The following is a 20601-nucleotide window of genomic DNA, read 5'->3' as shown; positions in this document are numbered from 1 at the left end:
GGCTTTGGGAGCTTGGGTCAATTCAAAAACAGTCAAAAAAAGACCCCGACTCAAAGGTCGGGGTTATTTCGTCCATCAACCTCCCATGCGCCTTCGGCTTTGGGAGCTTGGGTCTCAATAATTTATTTTAGGACTTCCTGTACTTTGTCTGCTGCTTCTTTAAATTCGATAGCAGATTGTACAGCCAAACCAGAATTGTCGATTAATTCTTTAGCGATATCTGCATTGGTTCCTTGCAAACGTACAATAATTGGCACTTGAATAGCGTCACCCATGTTTTTGTATGCGTCTACAATACCTTGTGCTACACGGTCGCAACGTACAATCCCACCAAAGATGTTCACCAAAATAGCTTTTACGTTTGGATCTTTCAAAATCATTCTAAAAGCAGTTTCAACTCTTTTTGCATCTGCTGTTCCTCCAACATCCAAAAAGTTTGCAGGTTCCCCTCCAGCCATTTTAATCAAATCCATTGTTGCCATTGCCAAGCCAGCTCCGTTTACCATACAACCAACGTTTCCGTCAAGGTTCACAAAGTTCAATCCAGCTTCCTTAGCCTCTACTTCTACAGGATCCTCCTCACGAAGGTCTCTCATTTCAGCATAATCTTTATGACGGTAAAGTGCATTATCATCAATGGTAACTTTGGCATCTACAGCCATAATTTTATCATCAGATGTTTTTAACACTGGATTTATTTCAAATAAAGAAGAATCAGAAGAATCATATGCTTTGTAAAGTGCTGTAACAAACTTTGTCATTTCTTTAAAAGCCGTTCCACTCAACCCAAGGTTAAAAGCAATTCTTCTTGCTTGAAAAGGTAGCAGTCCTGTTGCAGGATCTACTTCTTCATGATAAATTAAATGTGGGGTTTTTTCGGCAACTTCTTCAATATCCATTCCACCTTCCGTAGAATACATAATCATATTTCTTCCTTTGCTTCTATCTAAAAGCACCGACATATAAAATTCTGAAGTTTCGCTATCGCCAGGATAGTAAACATCTTCTGCCACCAAAACTTGATGTACTTTTTTACCTTCCTTAGAAGTTTGTGGAGTCACCAAGTTCATTCCGATAATGTTACTTGCTACTTCTTCTACTTCTTTAAGGTTTTTAGCAAGCTTAACTCCGCCTCCTTTTCCTCGTCCACCGGCATGTACCTGTGCTTTTATAACATGCCAACCAGTACCGGTTTCCTCTGTTAATTGTTTGGCAGCTTCAACAGCTTGCTGTGGATTTTCGGCCACAATACCACGTTGAATGCGTACCCCAAAACTTGCTAATATTTCTTTTCCTTGATATTCGTGTAAATTCATAACGATTACGTTGTATAATTTAAAGCGAAACAAAAGTAACAAATGGAGTTTAATAAACCCAAAAAGGAATTATATTTTTGGAAATAGTAGGAAAAATGTGTGCTCTTTTGATTGAAATAAAGCCCAGAATAAAGTAATTCCGAAAGCTTTTAAAAAAAATGAATGGAATTGTTAGAATAATCAAACTCAGGTTTAAAATTGTAATGGGTCGAAATTTCTGAAATGTCCATTCAATTGAATACGTTTTTTAGTTTCGTTTATCTGTTCCAGAACGGGAATGACGGTTTTTAGATGATTTTCAATGAAATCCAGTCGTTCGCTCTCTTTGGTAAGTTGAAGTAATTTATATTCTTGTTGAAGATTAAGTCCTAATTTATGGGCAAAAACATAACTTTTAAACGAGTCAGGTTCCATGGCCTCCATAGGCATATCGATATTTCTATACATACGATGAATTAAATCGAGCACTTTCTCCTGTTGCTCTTGAATGGCATCTTCTTCATTTTCAAAAAATTCAACTTCGCCACCAGCATATAATTTATTAGGTATCGGATTAAAAAACTTTACGATTTTAAAAACCCGTACTCCCAAGCAAACTATATCCAAACTGCCATTTTCGTAAGTTCTTACAATTTTATCGATGTTGAGTTCAGTGCCATACCCCAACTCTCCATCTAAATAAGTAGGAATTCCAAAATTCATATTTCCTCGAACACAATCGTTCACCAGCTGTTTGTACCGTTCTTCAAAAATATGAAGCGGCAATTTTTCATTCGGAAAAACTACGGTCCGCAAAGGGAACAATGGAATGATACGTCCCACAACTATTTAATTTTTAGATAAGTGGATTACTCAATTCTTTTTTTAAATTTACAAAAAATAATGCGGGCTCAACAATGCTTCATATCATTGAAGTGTTACAAATGAAACACATTGTTTTATTTTTATTTATTTAATTTATTTTTCTTTTTAATAATGGGGCACTTTATTAATTTTGCCTCCTTAAAATACGCAGTATGAACAACAATGAACTTTTACAAGTAGCCAAGGAATTTGGGAGTCCGGTTTACGTTTACAATTCAGAAAAAATTGTTTATCAATATAACAGACTTACGTCTGCTTTTAAGAATGTAAAAAACCTAAAACTGAATTACGCGGTTAAAGCGTTGTCTAATGTTTCCATCTTAAAGTTAATGAATTCTTTAGGAAGTGGACTAGATACTGTTTCCGTACAGGAAGTACAACTCGGGCTTTTGGCCGGTTTTGAACCTGAAGACATCATTTTTACGCCCAACGGGGTTTCTTTGGAAGAGATAGAAGAAGTAGCCAAATTGGGAGTACAAATCAATATAGACAATCTTTCAATCTTAGAGCAATTTGGAACTAGAAATCCAGATGTGCCGGTATGCATCCGAATCAATCCACATGTAATGGCAGGTGGAAATTCCAATATTTCCGTAGGGCATATCGATTCCAAGTTCGGGATTAGTATTCATCAAATTCCACACATCTTAAGAATTGTAGAAAATACTGGGATGCGCGTAAACGGTATCCACATGCATACGGGAAGCGATATATTGGATATTGAAGTCTTCCTGTATGCTTCAGAAATACTTTTCGAAACGGCAAAGAATTTTGAAGATTTAGAATTTATAGATTTTGGTAGTGGTTTTAAGGTTCCTTATAAAGAAGGCGACATTGAAACCAATGTAGAAGAGTTAGGAAAAAAATTGACTAAGCGTTTTAATAATTTCTGTAAAGAATTTGGTCGTGACCTTACCCTCGCTTTCGAACCTGGTAAATTTTTGGTAAGCGAAGCTGGTTTTTTCTTAGCCAAGGTAAATGTGGTAAAACAGACAACTTCTACTGTTTTTGCTGGAATTGATTCTGGTTTTAACCATTTAATAAGACCTATGCTTTACAATTCCTACCATAAAATCACCAATATTTCCAACCCAAAAGGTAAAGAACGTTTCTATTCAATCGTAGGATATATTTGTGAAACAGATACTTTTGGAAGTAACCGACGCATTACAGAAATTTCTGAAGGGGACATTTTATGTTTTAAAAATGCAGGGGCGTACTGTTTCTCCATGGCGAGTAATTACAACTCTAGATTTAGACCACCAGAAGTACTTTGGCACGAAGGAAAGGCGCATTTAATTAGAAAAGGAGAAACTTTTGATGACATTGTAGCCAACCTTGTGGAGCCTAACATTCCCGCTTTCGATAAAAAAGAAGTGGTAAATGAAGCTTAACATATTTATCTTTATAATCTCACCCGGTCTTTGCACCGGGTTTTTTTATGTCTTTTATTGATTAAGATTACTGTAAAACAAAATAGATATCTTAAAATTCAGTAATTGTCGTCATCATTTATTCGAAAACAATTTTCCTTATCTTTACTTCTTTAACCCGCAGGATACTGCGAAAAATTTTAAAATGTCACAAATGAAAAACCCAATCATCTTACTTGTTTTACTATTTGCAGTGGTTTACGGTCAAGCCCAGGAAATTGAATGGATGTCTTGGACGGAAGCCGTAGAAAAAACGCAGACGGAGAAAAAACCTAAAAAAATCTTTGTGGACGTTTATACGGATTGGTGCGGTTGGTGCAAAAAAATGGATAAAGACACTTTTAACAATCCAGAAGTAGCAGCTTATATGAAAGACAATTTTTATATGGTGAAAATGGATGCAGAAAGTAAAGATGATGTAGTCTACAAAAACAAAACTTTTAAGTTCATTTCCCAAGGCAGAAGTGGATATCACGAATTGGCGGCAGCGTTGCTTCAAGGTAAAATGAGTTTCCCAACGGTTATTTTTTTAAATGAAAAACAAGAAATTCTTTCTCCGGTTCCTGGTTACCAAAAGCCAAAAGGATTTTTAAAAATTGCTAAATATTTTGGAGACGATATTTATAAAAACAAAGACTGGAAAGAATACGATGCCGAAAAAAGCTAACCTATAAACTTCAAGAATAATCATGCAAAACTACCTCCCAAAATCCCTCATTTTATTTTTAACTATCCTTTTAATCGGTTGTGGTTCCGAAGAAAAAAAAGAGCCGGACGCAACTGAGCAAGAAATTGTAGATGTTAACCCGTTGCAATCCATCCTAAGCAGTAAAGATAGCCTCATTACAAAAGTTGTAGAGAAAAGCGATGCTTATGAAGTTCAAATTCTGTTCACTCAAATAAACCGAGAAGAAGGTAAAGTTTCTTTTAAAGATTATTCCTACCACGTAAACGACTCTATTTATTTTTATCCGGCAAGTAGTGTAAAATTTCCAATCGCAGTATTGGCTTTGGAAAAATTAAACAAAGACCAGCGGTTTGATAGAAAAACACCATTTTATGTTGAAGGAGATAGCGTGGAAACAACCTTTGAAAAGGAAATAAACAAAATTTTTGCTGTTAGCGACAACGATGCCTATAACCGTCTTTTTGAGTATTTGGGTAAAGATTATATTAACAACACCTTAAAGAAAAAAGGGCTGGAAACAGTGCGTATCAGTCATCGATTGTCTATTCCAAACGCCTATGAATTACAAAATAAACCAATCATTTTTAGGGTCAACGATACCCTTACGGAAGTTCCAGGAAGTACAAACTCCCCAATTGACACTTTAAAAATTGAAGCCGTACAAAAAGGTAAAGGATATGCACAAGGGGATTCGATTGTACTCGAACCAATGGATTTTTCACTGAAGAATTATTTACCAGTAAGCACGCTGCATAATATTATGAAACGGGTAATTTTTCCTGAACAATTTTCAGAAAAAGAACAATTTCAACTTAGTGACAGCGATAGGGAGTTTCTACTCACCTCTATGTCTACCTTACCCAAAAAACAGGGATATGATCGCGAAGAATACTACGATAGTTACGGGAAGTTCTTTATGTTTGGCGATAAAAAAGACACTATTCCTTCCCATATAAAAATCTACAATAAAGTGGGATATGCTTACGGATATCTAACCGATTGTGCATACATTAAAGACGCGAAAAATAATGTAGAGTTTTTGGTAACAGCAACCATTCATGTAAACAAGAATAAAATTTACAATGACGGGGTTTACGAATATGATACTGTTGGAATACCATTTTTAGCTGAATTGGGACGAAAACTTTACCAACGCGAATCCAATAAATAATAATCATGGTACAGAAAAGGATATTTTTAATTTTTGCAATAACATTTACTTTTTTAACAATGACAAAAGCCAAGGCACAAAGTTTTAAATTAGAATTCGATCATAATGCTATTTTGGTTAAAAACCTTACGGAAAGTGCTGATTTTTATCTTAACATTATCGGACTCGAAGAAATAGAAAACAAAACCAAAAAATCACACATTAGATGGTTTTCCTTGGGGCAAGGAACATCGCTTCATGTAATCGAGGACAAAAACCATAAAGTTCCCGATGTGAAGGGAGTTCATTTTGCACTTCATACCAAGGATTTGGACGGTTTTATTGCGCATCTTAGAGAAAACAATATACCGTTTGAAAACTGGCCTGGCGAGGCGAATACCACCAACACTCGTCCTGATAATGTTCGTCAAATTTACTTGCGGGACCCCAACGGGTACTGGATTGAAGTGAATGATGATAATTATTGATGCGGTAACTTGAAGTTCCATGATAGGCTTCGACATACTGAAGCTAGATTCAGCACGAGAGCTCAGCCTGACAGCAAGATCTTTAAAAACCAATGAGAATTAATTAGCCTGACTATTAAAAAAGAAAAAGCATTTCCCAATAGAAAATGACGGTAAGAATAGAAAAAGAAACCATTCTATCTAAGAATTGGTACGTTCTAAAAAAGGTTGATTTCAGCTATAAAAATAAAAAAGATAGTTGGGAAAAAATAAGCCGAGAAGTCTATGACCGTGGGAATGGCGCGGCTATACTTTTGTATAATCAACATAAAAATACCGTAATCCTAACCAAGCAATTCAGAATTCCAACCTATTTAAATGGGAATTCCAACGGTATGATGATAGAGGTTCCAGCAGGTATTATCGAAAATGAGAGTCCGAAAGATTCCATTATTCGAGAAACCGATGAAGAAACTGGCTATAAAATCAAGGACGTCCAAAAAGTAATGGAAACTTATACCTCGCCGGGAGCAGTAACCGAAAAACTACACCTATTTGTTGCGGAATACACTTCTGAAATGAAAATGCACGAAGGCGGCGGACTTGATAGCGAACATGAAGAGATTGAAGTTTTTGAAGTCTCCATGGGAGATGCCCTTCAAATGGTACATTCCGGCGAAATAACCGATGCCAAGACCATCATATTGTTGCAATATGCTCAAATCAAAAATCTTGTAGTATAAAAAATCCACCTTGATTATTAACAGAGTTACTTAAATAATCAAGGTGGAAAAGTACTTAAATTCTTTGTGCTTGGGAGATACCGGCTTTAATCATGCCTTACGTTCCCCATAATCTGCTCTTCTTCAGTAATAAAATTAGACAAATTAATGGCGGTTTCAATTAAAGCCAAATGTGAGTAAGCTTGTGGGAAATTCCCCAACAAACGTTTGGTTTTAAAATCAATATCCTCACTAAACAGCCCCAAGTGATTACTGTAAGACAACAATCTTTCAAAAAGTTCTACAGCTTTTTCGTGATTCCCAATTTTATTGAGTGCATTAATGTACCAAAATGTACAAATAGTAAAAGAGGAAGATGGCAGTCCGAAGTCGTCTTGATTTTTATATCGGTACAATAATCCGTCATTGCTAAGCTCCCTTCCAATAGCTTCAACAGTACTCACGTACCTCGGATCTCTTGCATCTATAAAACCGTAAGGTTCCATAAGTAAAACCGAGGCATCCAAATCTTTTGAACCATAAAATTGTGTAAAGGCCTGCACTTCTTCATTCCAAGCATTTTTATGAATATCTTCTTTTATTTCGCTTTCCAATGCTTGCCATTTTTCAATTTTTCGGGTTTTATTTAGCATTTTGGCCACTCGCAAGGCTTTGTCCACAGCCACCCAGCAAAGCACTTTTGAGAAAGTGAAATGTTTTTCTTCCGTTCTAAATTCCCAAATCCCTTTATCGGTTTCTTTCCAGTGTTTATTTACCACCCAAACAATTCCTTTTGTTATCGTCCAAAGGTCTTCACTGTTTTCAATTTGCGTGTCGAATTTCATGAACTGTTCGTAAATAACATCCATTAAAATTCCGTAGATATCATTCTGGCGTTGTTCGTAGGCGGCATTTCCAATTCTAACCGGCTTCGAACCTTTGTATCCACTTAAATGGTCTAGGGTTTCTTCAGTAAGAATTTTTTCCTTGTTGATACCGTACATAATTTGAAGTTTCTCATCTTTATCGGGTATCAAATCAATGATAAATTGAAGAAATCGTTTCGCCATATTTTTGTGACCCAATTCAGAAACCACTTTTATAACCATGGAAGCATCCCGAATCCAACAAAAACGATAATCCCAGTTTCTTACTTCTCCAATAGTTTCAGGAAGCGATGTAGTTGCCGCTGCTAAAACCGCACCGGATTTATCATAACTGAGCATTTTTAAGGTAAGGGCACTTCTTAAAATTTCTTTGTTGTATTTTTTATAGGTAGGCGTACGTTCAGACCAGTTAAGCCAGTACACTTTTGTTCGAGACAGTTCTAAAAAAGCCCGGTTTACGGTAGGAACAAAAATCTTTTCGTTATAGCCCACTAAAAAGTAACCGTCTTCTTTTATCTCCAACTCCTTCCCTTCTACCACCTTCTCCTTATCAAAACTGGTGTATAAAAACAGGGTGTCAAATTTCTCCTTATCGGTTAAGCTAACTATGAAGTCGTCTTTAACATACGTATTAGTAACACCCAAAGCATATTCCAACTTTGGTTTATAATCTACTTTAAATTTCGGATTTCCACTTTTAAGTTCTATATATCGAATAATATCCGGAGGAGAATTGTAGCCACCATCCTCTTCATAGTATCTCGGCATAAAGTCCCAAACTGCAAAAGCATCTGTTCCATTTGAGAAATTGGTAACCAAAACGCTTGTATTTTTATAGTACTCTTGCGTAATGGTATAAGAATCATCTACCATAAAACCGAAGTTGCCTCCTATTTCATCATCTAAAATTTTTGCGAAAACCGAAGAAGAATCAAACTCTGGTAAACAACACCAATCGATTGATCCTGTTTTAGATATAAGTGCAGCACTTCTGCAATTTCCTATAATTCCGTATTCTAAATTATGCATTTATTATATATTTTATAACGTTTATGAGCCAATAATTCCTTAAATTAACGAAAATCTTAGGTCTAAAGCAATAATCTAATCATAAATGAAACATAAGAAGTTATCACATTTCGATAATGATAAAAGACATCCGTTATTTATTAATTAATCATAAAAAGAATCACAAAAAAACATCAACTTAAAAAAAGAAAAACAACAACCAAATTATGAGTAAAACAATAATTGTCTCCAACCGACTACCGCTGCAAGTTCAACTAAATAACAACGATTTAGAAATTACTCCAAGTGTAGGTGGTTTGGCTACTGGAATGAAATCTGTTCACAAAGATGGAGATGGCATTTGGATAGGATGGTCGGGGTTAACGGAAGAAGAACTGGATGCATCACTGGAAAAAAAAGTAGATGCCGCCGTTGCAAAGGAGAATTGTGCCGCAGTAAACCTGTCGCAAAATGATATTGACAATTTCTATTATGGCTTTAGCAACAGGACCCTTTGGCCGCTGTTCCATTATTTTATGGAATATACTGAATTTGAAAAAGACTTTTGGGAATCTTACAAACGCGTTAACCAAAAATTTGCCGATGTAGTGATTGAACATCTTGAAGATGGCGATAAGGTTTGGGTTCACGATTATCAACTATTATTGCTCCCACAACTGATAAAGGAGAAAAAACCAGATACTTCAATTGGTTTCTTTTTGCATATCCCCTTCCCTTCCTATGAAATATTCAGAACATTTCCTTGGCGGGAAGAACTGCTTACGGGAATGCTCGGGGCAGACCTTTTAGGTTTCCATACCTACGATTACGAGCGTCATTTTCTAAGTTCCATTAAAAGGATTTTACGATTGGATGTAAAATTCAACGAAATTATTTATCATGACCGTATTGTAAAGGTGGATTCTTTCCCAATGGGAATCGATTACGATAAATTTCACAATGCCGCCAAACAGCATACCGAGTTAAATTCCAAGGATCGATCGGAGCTGCAACAGCGTCTAGATGACCATATTCAATCTTCGGAAGATACCAAATTGATCCTTTCAATTGATAGACTGGATTACACCAAAGGAATTCCAAACCGAATCCGTGCTTTTGAATATTTTCTGAATAAATATCCGCAGTTTAAAGAGAAGGTACGATTGATTATGCTTTCAGTTCCTTCACGATCAAATGTTCCTCAATATCAATTACTTAAAAAAGAAACTGATGAACTGGTAGGAAGAGTTAACGGAAAATTTGCTACCGTGAGCTGGACGCCCATTTGGTATTTTTATCGCTCTATGCCATTTGATAATTTAATTGACTTGTACACCTCCGCCGATGTAGCATTAATTACACCCGTTCGGGACGGAATGAATTTGGTGGCCAAAGAATATGTTGCAACGCGTACCAATAAAGATGGGGTTTTGATTTTGAGCGAAATGGCGGGAGCTTCCAAAGAAATGAATGAGGCCTTGATCATCAATCCCAACAACTTCGAAGGAATTGCAGATGCTATAAAACAGGCGCTGGAAATGCCTAAAGAAGAGCAAGTTTCTCGCAATACCATTCTTCAAAAACGATTGGAACGTTATAGTGTAGAGAAATGGGCCATGGAATTCATGAAATCCTTGGATGCCACCAAAAATCTTGGTCAAGTTATCGTTTCCAAAAAATTGGATAATTCTATTCAGCAGGAAATGTTTAGCGAATTTAAGCAGGCAAAGAATAAACTAATTTTATTGGATTACGACGGAACACTTTCCGGTTTTCAAGACAATCCCCAGAATGCGAGTCCGGATGCAGAATTATTGAAATTGCTCGACAACATTAACGATTTGCCCAATACCGACATGGTAATTATAAGTGGTCGAGACAAAGAAACTTTTGAAAAATGGTTTGGTCTTAAAGACTATTCGTTAATAACAGATCACGGCGTTTGGTTGAAGAAAAATGATAGAAAATGGGAAGCCTTGGAACGTATTAAAACCGAATGGATGGAAAATATACGTCCGATCTTAGAAACTTTTGTAGATAGAACTCCAGGAACTTTTATTGAAGAAAAGAAATACTCGTTGGCGTGGCATTACCGAAAAGCCGATCCTGAGTTGGCTCAGATTAGAACCATCGAACTAAATACCGTTCTTACGAGTTTAATTTCCAACAATGATCTTTCAGTTTTGAAGGGAAATAAGGTAATCGAAATAAAAAGCAGCAGCGTAAACAAAGGTCGTGCGGCTTCGAGGCTTTTATCGGCAAAAGATTACGATTTTATATTTACTATTGGTGACGACTGGACAGATGAATACATGTTTGAAGAGGTTCCTGAAGGATCTTACACGGTAAAAGTTGGTTTTAAAAAGACCAAAGCAAAATATTATGTGAAAGATACCAAAGAAGTAAGAAACATCTTAAGCAAGTTTACAGAAAACTAATTTTTATTATGCTACAGATCCATCAGCTAAAAATGCTGTTGGGTCTGTTCTTTTTCAAAATACATTCGTCAATTACATCGATTATTTCTTGTAGGTTGTAGAGTTTTCCTTAACAAAAACATAACTTTCTCTAAATTAGTAAGGTATAACAAAACTTAAACAGTTCATTTTGCCTTTTTTAAATGAGTTGTTCCGCCTAAAATGAAACCGACCCTACTAATCGCCTTACTTGCTACTTGGTACTTAGGTGCACAAGCTCCTTCGGAAGTATATCTATTTGATTTGGATAAATCTTACAGACTTACCAATCCAATCAATATTTCGAATAATCCTGAATTGTACGATAACCAGCCTTATTTTGAGGACAACAATACCTTGGTTTACGTTTCTACACGCAATGGGCAAACCGACATTAAAGTCGCCGATTTAAAAAAGGGCACACAGGAATGGATTACCAACACCGCCGGAAGTGAATATTCTCCACAAGCACCTTCTAGAGGTATGTACTCAGCGATTCGATTAGATAACGACAGTATTCAGAAATTATATTATTATCAAAAAAGTAATGGTGGATATACCGAATTGGTTCCCGAACCGAAAGTTGGTTATTACACGTGGTTTGATAAAAACACTATTGTTTCCTATGCCATTAATGAACCTTCGGAACTAATGGTTCATAACCTAAAAGACGAAACACATTTTGCTTTTAAACAAAACATCGGAAGATCAATTCACAAAATCCCAAATACAGATCTTGTAAGTTATGTTGATAAAAGCAAAGAACCGTGGGAAATCCGCTCGTTTAATCCCGTGACCGGCAATGATCAGTTAATAACAACTTCCCTTGAGAATTCAGAAGACTATACTTGGACGCCCAACGGCGATATTTTAATGGGGCAAAATGAAATCCTTTATAAATATCAACCCAAGGAAAAACAAAAATGGATTCCAGTTACTTCATTGGAGTTTTTTAAGCTTAAAGATATTACGCGTTTAGCTGTAAGTCCGAACGGAAAAAAAATAGCCGTAGTTGTGGGGGAAGATCTTCCCGAACCAAAAAAAGAATCTAAAGTAGCCATTATAGACATCGGAATTGTAGTCACCAACATGGAAAAGTCCTTAATTCTTTATAAAGATGTTTTGGGTATGAAAGAAGTTGGCCAATTCCCGATTGATAAGGAATTCGGAAGAAAATCCGGTTTAACCAGTGGCTTGGCTACAGAAGTAACCGTGCTTCAAATGGAAGAAGGCAACCAATCTACTCAACTAAAATTGATGACCTTTGGGAAACACAAAAATTGGTATCCAGATTATATTCAGCAAGACTTGGGCGTACAATACATAACGCTTCATGTAGATAACATTGGGCCTTACATTGAAAGAATAATAAAAAACAAAATCAAAATGCTGGGAGAAACACCCATTGTTTTAGATAACGGTAAAACATTTGTTTTGATCAAAGATTACGATGGTACTTTTATTGAAATAATTGGTGAACTAGAAGCTAAGAAATAGCTCGAATCCCATAAAATTCTTCGGAAGAAAAAATTAAATTCTATTGTGTATCTTTAGACGTTTAAACGCTAAAGATTCTATGAAAAAATTACTTTTACTATCCCTGCTTTCTGTTTCTTTTCTATCATTTTCACAGACGGACGCCCGTCTTTACGAGATTATAAACTCCGTTTCAGCAGAAAGAATTGAAAACGACGTGACCAAATTAGTAAGTTTTGGCACTCGGCATACCCTTAGCGATACAGTTTCGAAAACTCGTGGCATTGGCGCGGCAAGAAGGTGGATAAAAAGTGAGTTTGAGAATATTTCCAAGGATTGTAACAAATGTTTGGAAGTCTTTATGCAAAATAACTTTGTTGAAAAAGGCACCAATGAAAGAATCACTAAAGACGTTTGGGTAAACAATGTTGTTGCCATACAACGAGGCACTAAACACCCTAACCGTTTTATTATCATGAGCGGTGATATCGACTCCCGCGTTACCGATCCAAATAACTTTACAGATGAAGCTCCCGGCGCTAACGACAATGCCACAGGAATGGCAGGTGCCATGGAAGCTGCCCGTGTACTTTCTAAATACAAATTTGAAAACAGTATAATTTACGCAGGGTTATCGGGAGAGGAACAAGGACTCTTTGGTGGAAAAGGCTTAGCCGAGTATGCAAAGGAAAAAGGTTGGGAAATCATTGGTGTTTTCAATAACGATATGATTGGCAATATTAAAGGTGTAGATGGCGTGATAAGCAATACCGACTTTAGAATTTTCTCAGAACCTGTACCTCCAACGGAAACAGAAAGAGAGCGTACACTTAGACGCTTTTATGGCGGTGAGGTTGATGGAATTTCCCGACAATTAGCTCGTTACGTGTATAAAACCGTGAATACCTACATGCCAGAAATGAACCCAATGATGGTGTATCGTTTAGATCGTTTTGGGCGTGGCGGTCATCATAGACCATTTAACGACGTGGGTTTTGCAGGAATAAGAATTATGGAAGCACATGAAAATTATACGCAACAACATCAAGACATTCGTGTTGAAAACGGGATTAAATATGGCGACCGACTCGAATATGTGGATTTTGATTACACCGCTAAACTTACGGCTGTTAATGCCATTAATCTTGCTTCATTGGCCTGGGCGCCACCCGCTCCCGAAAAAGTTGCCATCGGTGGAATTGTAGAAGCGTCTGCAAAATTTGAATGGAGCAAAGTTCCCAGTGCAAAAGGCTACAAAATCTATTGGCGCGATACCACCTCCCCCACTTGGGATCATTCGCGTTACGTAGAAGACGTTACCTCATTTACACTCGAAGGCATTGTAATTGATAATTTTTTCTTCGGAGTTTCAGCCGTTGGTGAAAACGGACATGAAAGCGTTGTGGTTTTTCCAAATACGATTATTAGAAACTAAGTTTTATTTAATTGATTTTCAATATCTTTAATGGAATCATTAAAAATGAAAATCATGAGAATAGCCACCAGTATTTTGTTGAGTTTATTATTTCTCTCCGCTTGTAAATCTGAGTCGGAAACCAAAAAAGATATTGCTGCTGAAGCAGTTTCAAAAATAAGTAATGAACTTGCTGAATCCCAGCGCCATCATGAATGGATTGATTTAAAAAGGGAAAATAGCACGTTTAAAGCCTTTGTTGTCTATCCCGAAAGTTCCGTGGCGACCGATGCGGTGATCGTAATTCATGAAAATCGTGGCTTAAATGATTGGGCACGCTCCTTTGCTGATAAATTAGCAGAAAAAGGCTATTTGGTAATTGCTCCCGATTTAATTTCAAATACCGTGGAGGGCATTGAAAAAACTACCGATTTTGAAAATAGTGATAAAGCACGGGAAGCTATTTATGCACTCGATGCAGAACAAGTCACTAAAGACCTCCACACCACTTACAACTATATAAAAAATGAAGCTTCGAGCACCGGAAAAGTATCGGTAGTCGGCTTTTGTTGGGGAGGTTCGCAGAGTTTTCGCTATGCAACCAACAATAATGAAATTGAAAAAGCTTTTGTTTTCTACGGGACAGCCCCAAAAGACACTTCAATATTGGAAAAAATCAGCTCTCCTGTTTATGGATTTTACGGCGGAAACGACAACCGGGTGAATGCCACCATACCAGAGACCAAAGCAGCTATGGAAAAATATGGCAAAACGTATAAAACTGAAATTTATGAAGGCGCCGGACATGCTTTCATGAGAAGCGGTGCTCAGGAGGATGCCGACCCAGCGAACAAAAAAGCACACGATAAAGCTTGGGAAAAACTGTTGAAGCTATTGAAGTAAGTTTTTATGACTATCAATTTCTAGTATCAAACATTCTTGTTCACTACTTTTTAAGCATTTTCATTAGTTTTGCTGAAAACCATATTGAATGAATAAAATAGCTTTTGTTACGTTTCTACTGTGTTCTGCGAGTTTTATGTATTCTCAAGATACGGGCTTATTTCATAATCATCAGGAATTTACCAAACAAGATTCCCTTCGTGGGAGCATTACTCCAGAAAGAGCTTGGTGGGATCTTACTTATTATCATTTGGATGTAAATGTGGATCCGGGAAAAAAAAATATTTCAGGAAAAAACACTATTGGATATACAGTTTTAAAGCCTAATCAAACGCTTCAGGTAGATCTTCAACCACCTTTAAAAATTGAGAAAGTTACCCAAAACGGTAAGGAACTTTCTTTTTCTTCTGAAGCGAATGCTCATTTTGTTCAGTTAAAAAAACAGCAGAAAATTGGTAGTTACGATGAAATCGTTGTGCATTATTCTGGACATCCAAAGGAGGCCATTCGAGCGCCTTGGGATGGCGGTTTTTCATGGAAAAAAGATGAAAATGGAAATCCGTTTGTAGCCACTTCCTGCCAGGGTCTTGGAGCTAGCGTTTGGTGGCCAAACAAAGATCACATGTACGATGAAGTGGACAGCATGAAAATTAGTGTCACTGTTCCGAAAGACTTAATGGATGTTTCTAACGGCCGACTCGTCGGGATCGACACCCACAAAAATTCTAAAACTTTTCACTGGAAAGTAAATAATCCTATTAACAATTATGGCGTAAATGTAAACATTGGAGACTACGTTCATTTCGACGGAAAATATGAAGGTGATAAAGGAACTTTAGACCTCGATTATTATGTTTTGCGTGATAATCTAGAAAAAGCTAAAAAACAATTCAAGCAAGTCCCTAAAATGTTGAAAGCTTTTGAACATTGGTTTGGGCCTTATCCTTTTTATGAAGACGGTTTTAAATTGGTAGAAGTTCCCTATCTCGGAATGGAGCACCAAAGTTCGGTAACGTATGGAAATCAGTACAAAAATGGATACTTAGGGCGTGATTTATCGGGTACTGGATGGGGCTTAAAGTTTGATTTTATAATCATCCATGAAAGCGGACACGAATGGTTCGCGAATAATATCACCAATAAGGATATTGCCGATATGTGGATTCATGAAAGCTTCACGGCCTATTCAGAAAGTCTTTATCTTGATTATCACTTCGGAAAAAAAGCAGCTAGCGAATATGTAATAGGAACCAGAAAGAACATTCAGAATGACATTCCAATAATAGGTGTTTATGATGTTAACCATGAAGGTTCTGGCGACATGTATTACAAAGGTGCCAATATGCTCCATACCCTTCGCCAATTAGTGGAAGACGATGAAAAATGGCGTTCTATCTTACGCGGCATGAACGAAGAATTTTATCATCAAACGGTTACCTCACAACAAATTGAAACCTACTTATCTGAACAAACCGGTAAAGATTTAATAGCATTTTTCAATCAATACCTAAGGACTACCCAAATTCCTGTTTTGGAATATAAATTAAAAAATGGAACAGTTAAATTTCAATATTCCAACATTGTAGCAGATTTTGACATGCCCCTTCAAGTTGTAGTTAACGACGAAAAAAAATGGATTTTCCCCAGCAGCGAATGGAAGGAAATTTCTGTTAAGGAAAACATTCAAACTTTTAAAGTTGATGAAGATTTTTATGTTGAGACTAAAGTTTTAAAGTAATCCTATTTTTTTTGAATGTTCTATAGCCTCTGAGCTGTCTCTAAAATAGCAAGTAGCCACATGAAAACTGGAAACACTTTCTAAAGCTTCCAGCGTTTTTTCTTTTTGTTTTTTTCCGGTTTGACGAATGTAAATGGCAGCTACATTTTTTGGGAAATATTTTACTATTCTTTGATATAGAAATGGATCCTTTTGAGAATCATCGCCCATTAGGACAAATCTCATTTCCGGATAGAATTCCAATATATCTTTAATCTTATCAAATTTGTGACTGTGATTACCCCTTCCGGAAAATAGAAAATCTCCAAGGCCTGTCTTTATTTTTTTAAGTTTAAACACCGATTTTGGCAGCTTATGAAGTCGGGTGAAATTCAATATAAAGCTGTATAAATTCCACTCACTACTGGAGACGTAAAAAAAGGTGTTTTTTTCGACCTCTCCCTCACGACCTGCTTCACTTAAAAGCTGATAATGCTCTGCTACATCTTCAAAAATTTTTCGCTTATTCACGTTTTTGGTAAGCAGCACATATACTTTCTTTAAAATATTGTTGGTGTGGGAAATTAAAAAGGTATCATCGATATCAGAAATTACTCCAATCTTTCCAGGAAAAGGTTTGAGAAATTCACTTTGCTCTTTGGAATGGTAATCTTCATAATAGGCTTCCGCAGAAAATTCATGCCATCCTGCTGAAATGTTTTTCTTAGGCACACATATACGAAAATAGCCGTCCTTGGTGGTTTTAGTAGTTATTGTTTCATCTAAAAAAGAGACTTTTACAGTAGCATTTTCCAAGGTTTTAATCGTAAACATTTCGTATACTCCTTTGGCATGCCTGTATCCTTTCTTATCGGTTAAAAAATAATCTGGCGCCAAGGATCTAAATACGTGCCCGAATAAAATAACTTGTTGTTCATTAGCATACCCTCTATAAAGTTTCAAGTCAAATTTCATGGATTTATAGTTTCCTTAATAACATTCGTTCTTTATTTTATTTAATTTAGTTAAAATTCTTTTTAAATGAAGCATCTTAACCAAATTTTATTGGTAGTTAATCCTATTTCGGGCGATAAAAACAAAAATAGGATTATTGAGAAAATTGAGTCGCTGACAACCCAGCAGAACATTTTACTTTCTGTTTATAAAACTACTGGCGAAAAGGATTTAGAGAATATACAAGAAAAGATAAGGGAACAGAAACCTGATAGGTTAATTTCTGTTGGTGGCGATGGTACTATAAAACTTTGTGTAGAAGCCCTAAAGGACAAAAAAACTTCGCTGGCTATTATTCCTGCGGGAAGTGCCAACGGTATGGCGACGGATCTTGGAATCCCTGAGGACATAGACAAAGCCATTGACATTGCGCTGCGAGAGGAAACAAAACCTATTGATGTTTTGGACATTAATGGCGAAACCTCCATTCACATTAGTGATATTGGTCTAAATGCTTCATTGATTAAAAACTACGATGAAGGTAGTATTCGTGGTAAATTAGGATATGCTATTAAATCCATTCCAACGCTTATCGACTTTAAAGATCCGTTTCGATTTAAGATTAACAGTAACGGTACCATAAAAGAAGGAAGCGCCATGATGATTGGTATTGCCAATGCTAGAAAATACGGCAACGGTGCTATTATTAACCCAAAAGGGAAGCTGGATGATGGCAAATTTGAAATTTTGATCATAAAAACCTTTCAAATAAAGAAGATATTTGAGACCATTTTGGATGAAATTCCTATGCACGATAACTTTATTGAAGTTATTTCAACAGATAGCGCTACCATTGAAACTGCTATTCCAATACCTTTTCAAGTAGACGGCGAATATATTTCAGAAATAGACAAAGTAGCTGTTAAAGTTTGGTCACAACAAGTGAATGTAGTCTATTAAACTTGACTGAAATTAAGGTTTTGGCAATGTAAAATAAAAACTGGTACCCTTACCTAGGAAAGATTCTATCCAAAGTTTTCCATTGTTTTTCTTAATCATTTCCTTACAAAGATTCAGTCCCAAACCAGTTCCTTTTTCATCATTTGTACCGTAAGTAGAATTGAACTGGGTTTTATCTGAAAGGATGGCATCTATGGCTTTTTTGCTCATCCCTACTCCGCTATCTTTAATTTCCACCTGCCAATGCTTTTCAAACTCTGTGGCAAAAACCTCTATCAATCCAGATTCAGGCGTAAACTTAATGGCATTACTTATTATGTTTCGGAAAACTAATTGCACATGGTCCAGATCTGCAAATACGGTCGCCTTGCTTGGAATTCTATTTTTTATCAATATTTTTTTCTTATCTGCAGATTCCTTCAATAATTTAAGGGTATCATTACAAATGATATTTAGATCATTTTTGGTAGGTCTCGAATTGGCTCCTTTCATTTGCGCTTGACCCCAAACCAAAAGGTTGTTAAGTGTAAAGGATATACTTTTAACTTGCTCACTTAATTTCGGGGCAAATTGCATAAAATCTTTTGGACTAATTTGATTGTCTTTTAACAAATCTATTAAAGAATTTAACGAACCAATGGGCGTCCTCAAATCATGAGCAATAATCGAGAAAAATTTGTTTTTTGTCTCATTTAACTCTTGCAATTCCTGTTCCCGCTTTTTAAGGTCATGATTTTTATTGGCCAGTAAACCGTTTAACTTTCGCTCCACCTTTCTACTTCTTTGCGTGAAGAAAAGAATGGTAAGTAAAATAATTACCCCTCCGGAAGACAGGTATATAAAGAGTCGTTGTTTATTAAGTTGTTTTTCGCTTTCCAAACGAAGCTCATTTTCCATGGAAATAAAAGACATCTGAGCCTCATGCGCCGCAACACTTTTGGTATTTTCATGGTTGAAAATACTATCGTTATAACTTTTAAATTGCTCATGAAAATACAGCGCATTTTCAAAATCCAATGTCTCTTTAGCAACTTCATAAAGCGTTTCCGAGCATTCTTTTATATCCTTAAAAGAATTCAATTCTTTTGCACCTGTTAGCGCCTCTTCTGCATACATTTTGGCAAGATCATACTCCTGTAAATCGCAGTAGGTTTTTGCAATTTCATTTAATAGCGATGTTTTTTCTCGCTTGTCCTCCACTATTTCATATATGCCTAAAGATTGCATATAAATATCCAACGCTTCTTCATATTTATTGGTTTCGGCATAAAGCTGTCCTTTAACTTTAAAAGCGAATGCCAACCAATCTTTATAGCCAAGCTCATCAAAAATGGGGATGGATTTTTCAATGTTCTCCAAACCACTTTCATACTCCTGAGTTTCCAACTGATAACTTGCAATATTACTTAGCGTTTGAGCCTGAGCTAGTTTACTTTCGGTTTCTTCATTAATTTTCTTGGCCTTAAACAAAAAATCAAGCGCTTTTTTATATTCCCGCTGCATTCCATAAGTAAGGCCGAGGTTTTCGTACATTAAACTTAAATACAATAATTCTTCACGGGTTTTATTCAATCGATCTTCCCCGATTCTAATACCTTTTAAACTAGCCTCTACACAGTTCTTAATATTACCTGCGTAATGGTAAATAGTAGCCAAATTACTGTAGCAAACAATCTTGTGCTTAAAACTATTTATTTCCAGAGCTTTTTCTAAGGCTTTTTCAGCATGGGAAACTGCTTCCTTGTAATTTCCCATTTCACTCTCGTAAAAACCAAGACTAATTAAAGATTCGATTTGACCTTGATGATATTGAAGTTCTTTGGAAAGCTCTAAGCTTTTAGAAGCATAATGATGAATCGTATCGTTGCTAACATAATAGTTTGCTACAACATATTTGTTCAATAAATTGATGTAGGAAGTGTCCCTTTTTTTTTCGGAGGAAAGAAAGTTGTAAGCAACTACCTCTTTAGATAGACTATCTAATTCTTTTCTTTGGCTGCTAATTTGAAGACTAAATATGAGACAAAAAAATAATAAAGTCGGTTTTAAATTCATTTAGGGACTTGTAAAACATACTCAAATTTAACATAAAATTTTGTTTTCAAAATTGTTTTTACGTTAAATCGTAATATGTTTATAACAAAGTCCCCTTAAAGGTTAATAAATGTTAAATAAATTTATTTATG

Annotated in this window: 16 protein-coding genes; 11 read left to right on the top strand and 5 right to left on the bottom strand. The window is 36.1% G+C overall.

The window, feature by feature from the left end; genetic code table 11:
• Positions 1 to 122 precede the first annotated feature (122 nt).
• Together sucC and NDQ75_RS09285 are read right to left on the bottom strand one after the other, a co-directional pair.
• Complete coding sequence (gene sucC / locus NDQ75_RS09290; RefSeq protein WP_202027199.1) at positions 123 to 1316, bottom strand: ADP-forming succinate--CoA ligase subunit beta; 1194 nt, start codon at positions 1314 to 1316, stop codon at positions 123 to 125.
• A gap of 192 nt (positions 1317 to 1508) precedes the next feature.
• Positions 1509 to 2138, bottom strand: a complete 630-nt coding sequence (locus NDQ75_RS09285; protein WP_251762024.1) for an LON peptidase substrate-binding domain-containing protein — start codon at positions 2136 to 2138, stop codon at positions 1509 to 1511.
• A 194-nt stretch (positions 2139 to 2332) separates the two neighbouring features.
• Here NDQ75_RS09285 and lysA point away from each other — a divergent pair, with 194 nt between their 5' ends.
• From lysA to NDQ75_RS09260, 5 genes are all read left to right on the top strand, one after another.
• Positions 2333 to 3574: a diaminopimelate decarboxylase gene (lysA, locus tag NDQ75_RS09280; RefSeq protein WP_202027198.1), complete on the top strand. Its 1242-nt coding sequence runs from the start codon at positions 2333 to 2335 to the stop codon at positions 3572 to 3574.
• Between the two features lie 193 nt (positions 3575 to 3767).
• A complete protein-coding gene (locus NDQ75_RS09275) occupies positions 3768 to 4280 on the top strand; it encodes a thioredoxin family protein (RefSeq protein ID WP_202027197.1) in 513 nt (170 codons plus the stop codon).
• A 22-nt stretch (positions 4281 to 4302) separates the two neighbouring features.
• Positions 4303 to 5472: a serine hydrolase gene (locus NDQ75_RS09270; protein ID WP_202027196.1), complete on the top strand. Its 1170-nt coding sequence runs from the start codon at positions 4303 to 4305 to the stop codon at positions 5470 to 5472.
• Between the two features lie 59 nt (positions 5473 to 5531).
• Positions 5532 to 5939: a VOC family protein gene (locus tag NDQ75_RS09265; RefSeq protein WP_242513610.1), complete on the top strand. Its 408-nt coding sequence runs from the start codon at positions 5532 to 5534 to the stop codon at positions 5937 to 5939.
• Between the two features lie 146 nt (positions 5940 to 6085).
• Entirely contained in the window at positions 6086 to 6661 is a 576-nt protein-coding gene (locus tag NDQ75_RS09260) for an NUDIX domain-containing protein (protein WP_202027194.1), read from the top strand.
• Between the two features lie 86 nt (positions 6662 to 6747).
• On the opposite strand, the gene NDQ75_RS09255 is transcribed toward NDQ75_RS09260, so the two are convergent.
• Positions 6748 to 8556, bottom strand: a complete 1809-nt coding sequence (locus NDQ75_RS09255; protein ID WP_202027193.1) for a glycoside hydrolase family 15 protein — start codon at positions 8554 to 8556, stop codon at positions 6748 to 6750.
• Between the two features lie 206 nt (positions 8557 to 8762).
• On the opposite strand from NDQ75_RS09255, the gene NDQ75_RS09250 reads away from it, so the two are divergent.
• From NDQ75_RS09250 to NDQ75_RS09230, 5 genes are all read left to right on the top strand, one after another.
• Positions 8763 to 10973 carry a bifunctional alpha,alpha-trehalose-phosphate synthase (UDP-forming)/trehalose-phosphatase gene (locus NDQ75_RS09250; protein WP_202027192.1) on the top strand — a complete coding sequence of 737 codons (2211 nt, stop codon included), beginning with the start codon at positions 8763 to 8765 and terminating at the stop codon, positions 10971 to 10973.
• A gap of 201 nt (positions 10974 to 11174) precedes the next feature.
• Entirely contained in the window at positions 11175 to 12488 is a 1314-nt protein-coding gene (locus NDQ75_RS09245) for a VOC family protein (RefSeq protein WP_202027191.1), read from the top strand.
• A gap of 79 nt (positions 12489 to 12567) precedes the next feature.
• Positions 12568 to 13902, top strand: a complete 1335-nt coding sequence (locus NDQ75_RS09240) for a M28 family peptidase (RefSeq protein ID WP_202027190.1) — start codon at positions 12568 to 12570, stop codon at positions 13900 to 13902.
• Between the two features lie 54 nt (positions 13903 to 13956).
• Positions 13957 to 14784, top strand: coding sequence for a dienelactone hydrolase family protein (locus NDQ75_RS09235; protein ID WP_202027189.1), 828 nt, complete (start codon positions 13957 to 13959; stop codon positions 14782 to 14784).
• A gap of 136 nt (positions 14785 to 14920) precedes the next feature.
• Positions 14921 to 16522, top strand: a complete 1602-nt coding sequence (locus NDQ75_RS09230) for a M1 family metallopeptidase (protein WP_242513635.1) — start codon at positions 14921 to 14923, stop codon at positions 16520 to 16522.
• Here NDQ75_RS09230 and NDQ75_RS09225 read toward each other — a convergent pair.
• Positions 16514 to 17476 (bottom strand): App1 family protein, encoded by a 963-nt coding sequence (locus NDQ75_RS09225; protein WP_202027187.1) that lies wholly within the window; start codon positions 17474 to 17476, stop codon positions 16514 to 16516. The genes NDQ75_RS09230 and NDQ75_RS09225 overlap by 9 nt on opposite strands.
• Before the next feature lie 66 nt (positions 17477 to 17542).
• On the opposite strand from NDQ75_RS09225, the gene NDQ75_RS09220 reads away from it, so the two are divergent.
• Positions 17543 to 18415, top strand: coding sequence for a diacylglycerol/lipid kinase family protein (locus NDQ75_RS09220; RefSeq protein WP_202027186.1), 873 nt, complete (start codon positions 17543 to 17545; stop codon positions 18413 to 18415).
• Between the two features lie 12 nt (positions 18416 to 18427).
• On the opposite strand, the gene NDQ75_RS09215 is transcribed toward NDQ75_RS09220, so the two are convergent.
• Entirely contained in the window at positions 18428 to 20470 is a 2043-nt protein-coding gene (locus NDQ75_RS09215; RefSeq protein ID WP_202027185.1) for a tetratricopeptide repeat-containing sensor histidine kinase, read from the bottom strand.
• Positions 20471 to 20601: the final 131 nt, after the last annotated feature.

It is taken from the genome of Galbibacter mesophilus (assembly GCF_023721415.1).
GTDB classification, from domain to species: Bacteria; Bacteroidota; Bacteroidia; order Flavobacteriales; family Flavobacteriaceae; genus Galbibacter; species Galbibacter mesophilus.
This window is presented reverse-complemented; position numbering and strand designations above follow the sequence as displayed.

Bases quoted from the DNA above. Each gene is read 5' to 3' on its own strand.
- NDQ75_RS09245 (WP_202027191.1), top strand. From the start codon at position 11,175: ATGAAACCGACCCTACTAATCGCCTTACTTGCTACTTGGTACTTAGGT.
- lysA (WP_202027198.1), top strand. From the start codon at position 2,333: ATGAACAACAATGAACTTTTACAAGTAGCCAAGGAATTTGGGAGTCCG.
- NDQ75_RS09265 (WP_242513610.1), top strand. From the start codon at position 5,532: ATGACAAAAGCCAAGGCACAAAGTTTTAAATTAGAATTCGATCATAAT.
- NDQ75_RS09260 (WP_202027194.1), top strand. From the start codon at position 6,086: ATGACGGTAAGAATAGAAAAAGAAACCATTCTATCTAAGAATTGGTAC.
- NDQ75_RS09275 (WP_202027197.1), top strand. From the start codon at position 3,768: ATGAAAAACCCAATCATCTTACTTGTTTTACTATTTGCAGTGGTTTAC.
- NDQ75_RS09250 (WP_202027192.1), top strand. From the start codon at position 8,763: ATGAGTAAAACAATAATTGTCTCCAACCGACTACCGCTGCAAGTTCAA.
- NDQ75_RS09255 (WP_202027193.1), bottom strand. From the start codon at position 8,556: ATGCATAATTTAGAATACGGAATTATAGGAAATTGCAGAAGTGCTGCA.
- NDQ75_RS09270 (WP_202027196.1), top strand. From the start codon at position 4,303: ATGCAAAACTACCTCCCAAAATCCCTCATTTTATTTTTAACTATCCTT.
- NDQ75_RS09235 (WP_202027189.1), top strand. From the start codon at position 13,957: ATGAGAATAGCCACCAGTATTTTGTTGAGTTTATTATTTCTCTCCGCT.
- NDQ75_RS09215 (WP_202027185.1), bottom strand. From the start codon at position 20,470: ATGAATTTAAAACCGACTTTATTATTTTTTTGTCTCATATTTAGTCTT.
- NDQ75_RS09225 (WP_202027187.1), bottom strand. From the start codon at position 17,476: ATGAAATTTGACTTGAAACTTTATAGAGGGTATGCTAATGAACAACAA.
- NDQ75_RS09220 (WP_202027186.1), top strand. From the start codon at position 17,543: ATGAAGCATCTTAACCAAATTTTATTGGTAGTTAATCCTATTTCGGGC.
- sucC (WP_202027199.1), bottom strand. From the start codon at position 1,316: ATGAATTTACACGAATATCAAGGAAAAGAAATATTAGCAAGTTTTGGG.
- NDQ75_RS09240 (WP_202027190.1), top strand. From the start codon at position 12,568: ATGAAAAAATTACTTTTACTATCCCTGCTTTCTGTTTCTTTTCTATCA.
- NDQ75_RS09230 (WP_242513635.1), top strand. From the start codon at position 14,921: ATGTATTCTCAAGATACGGGCTTATTTCATAATCATCAGGAATTTACC.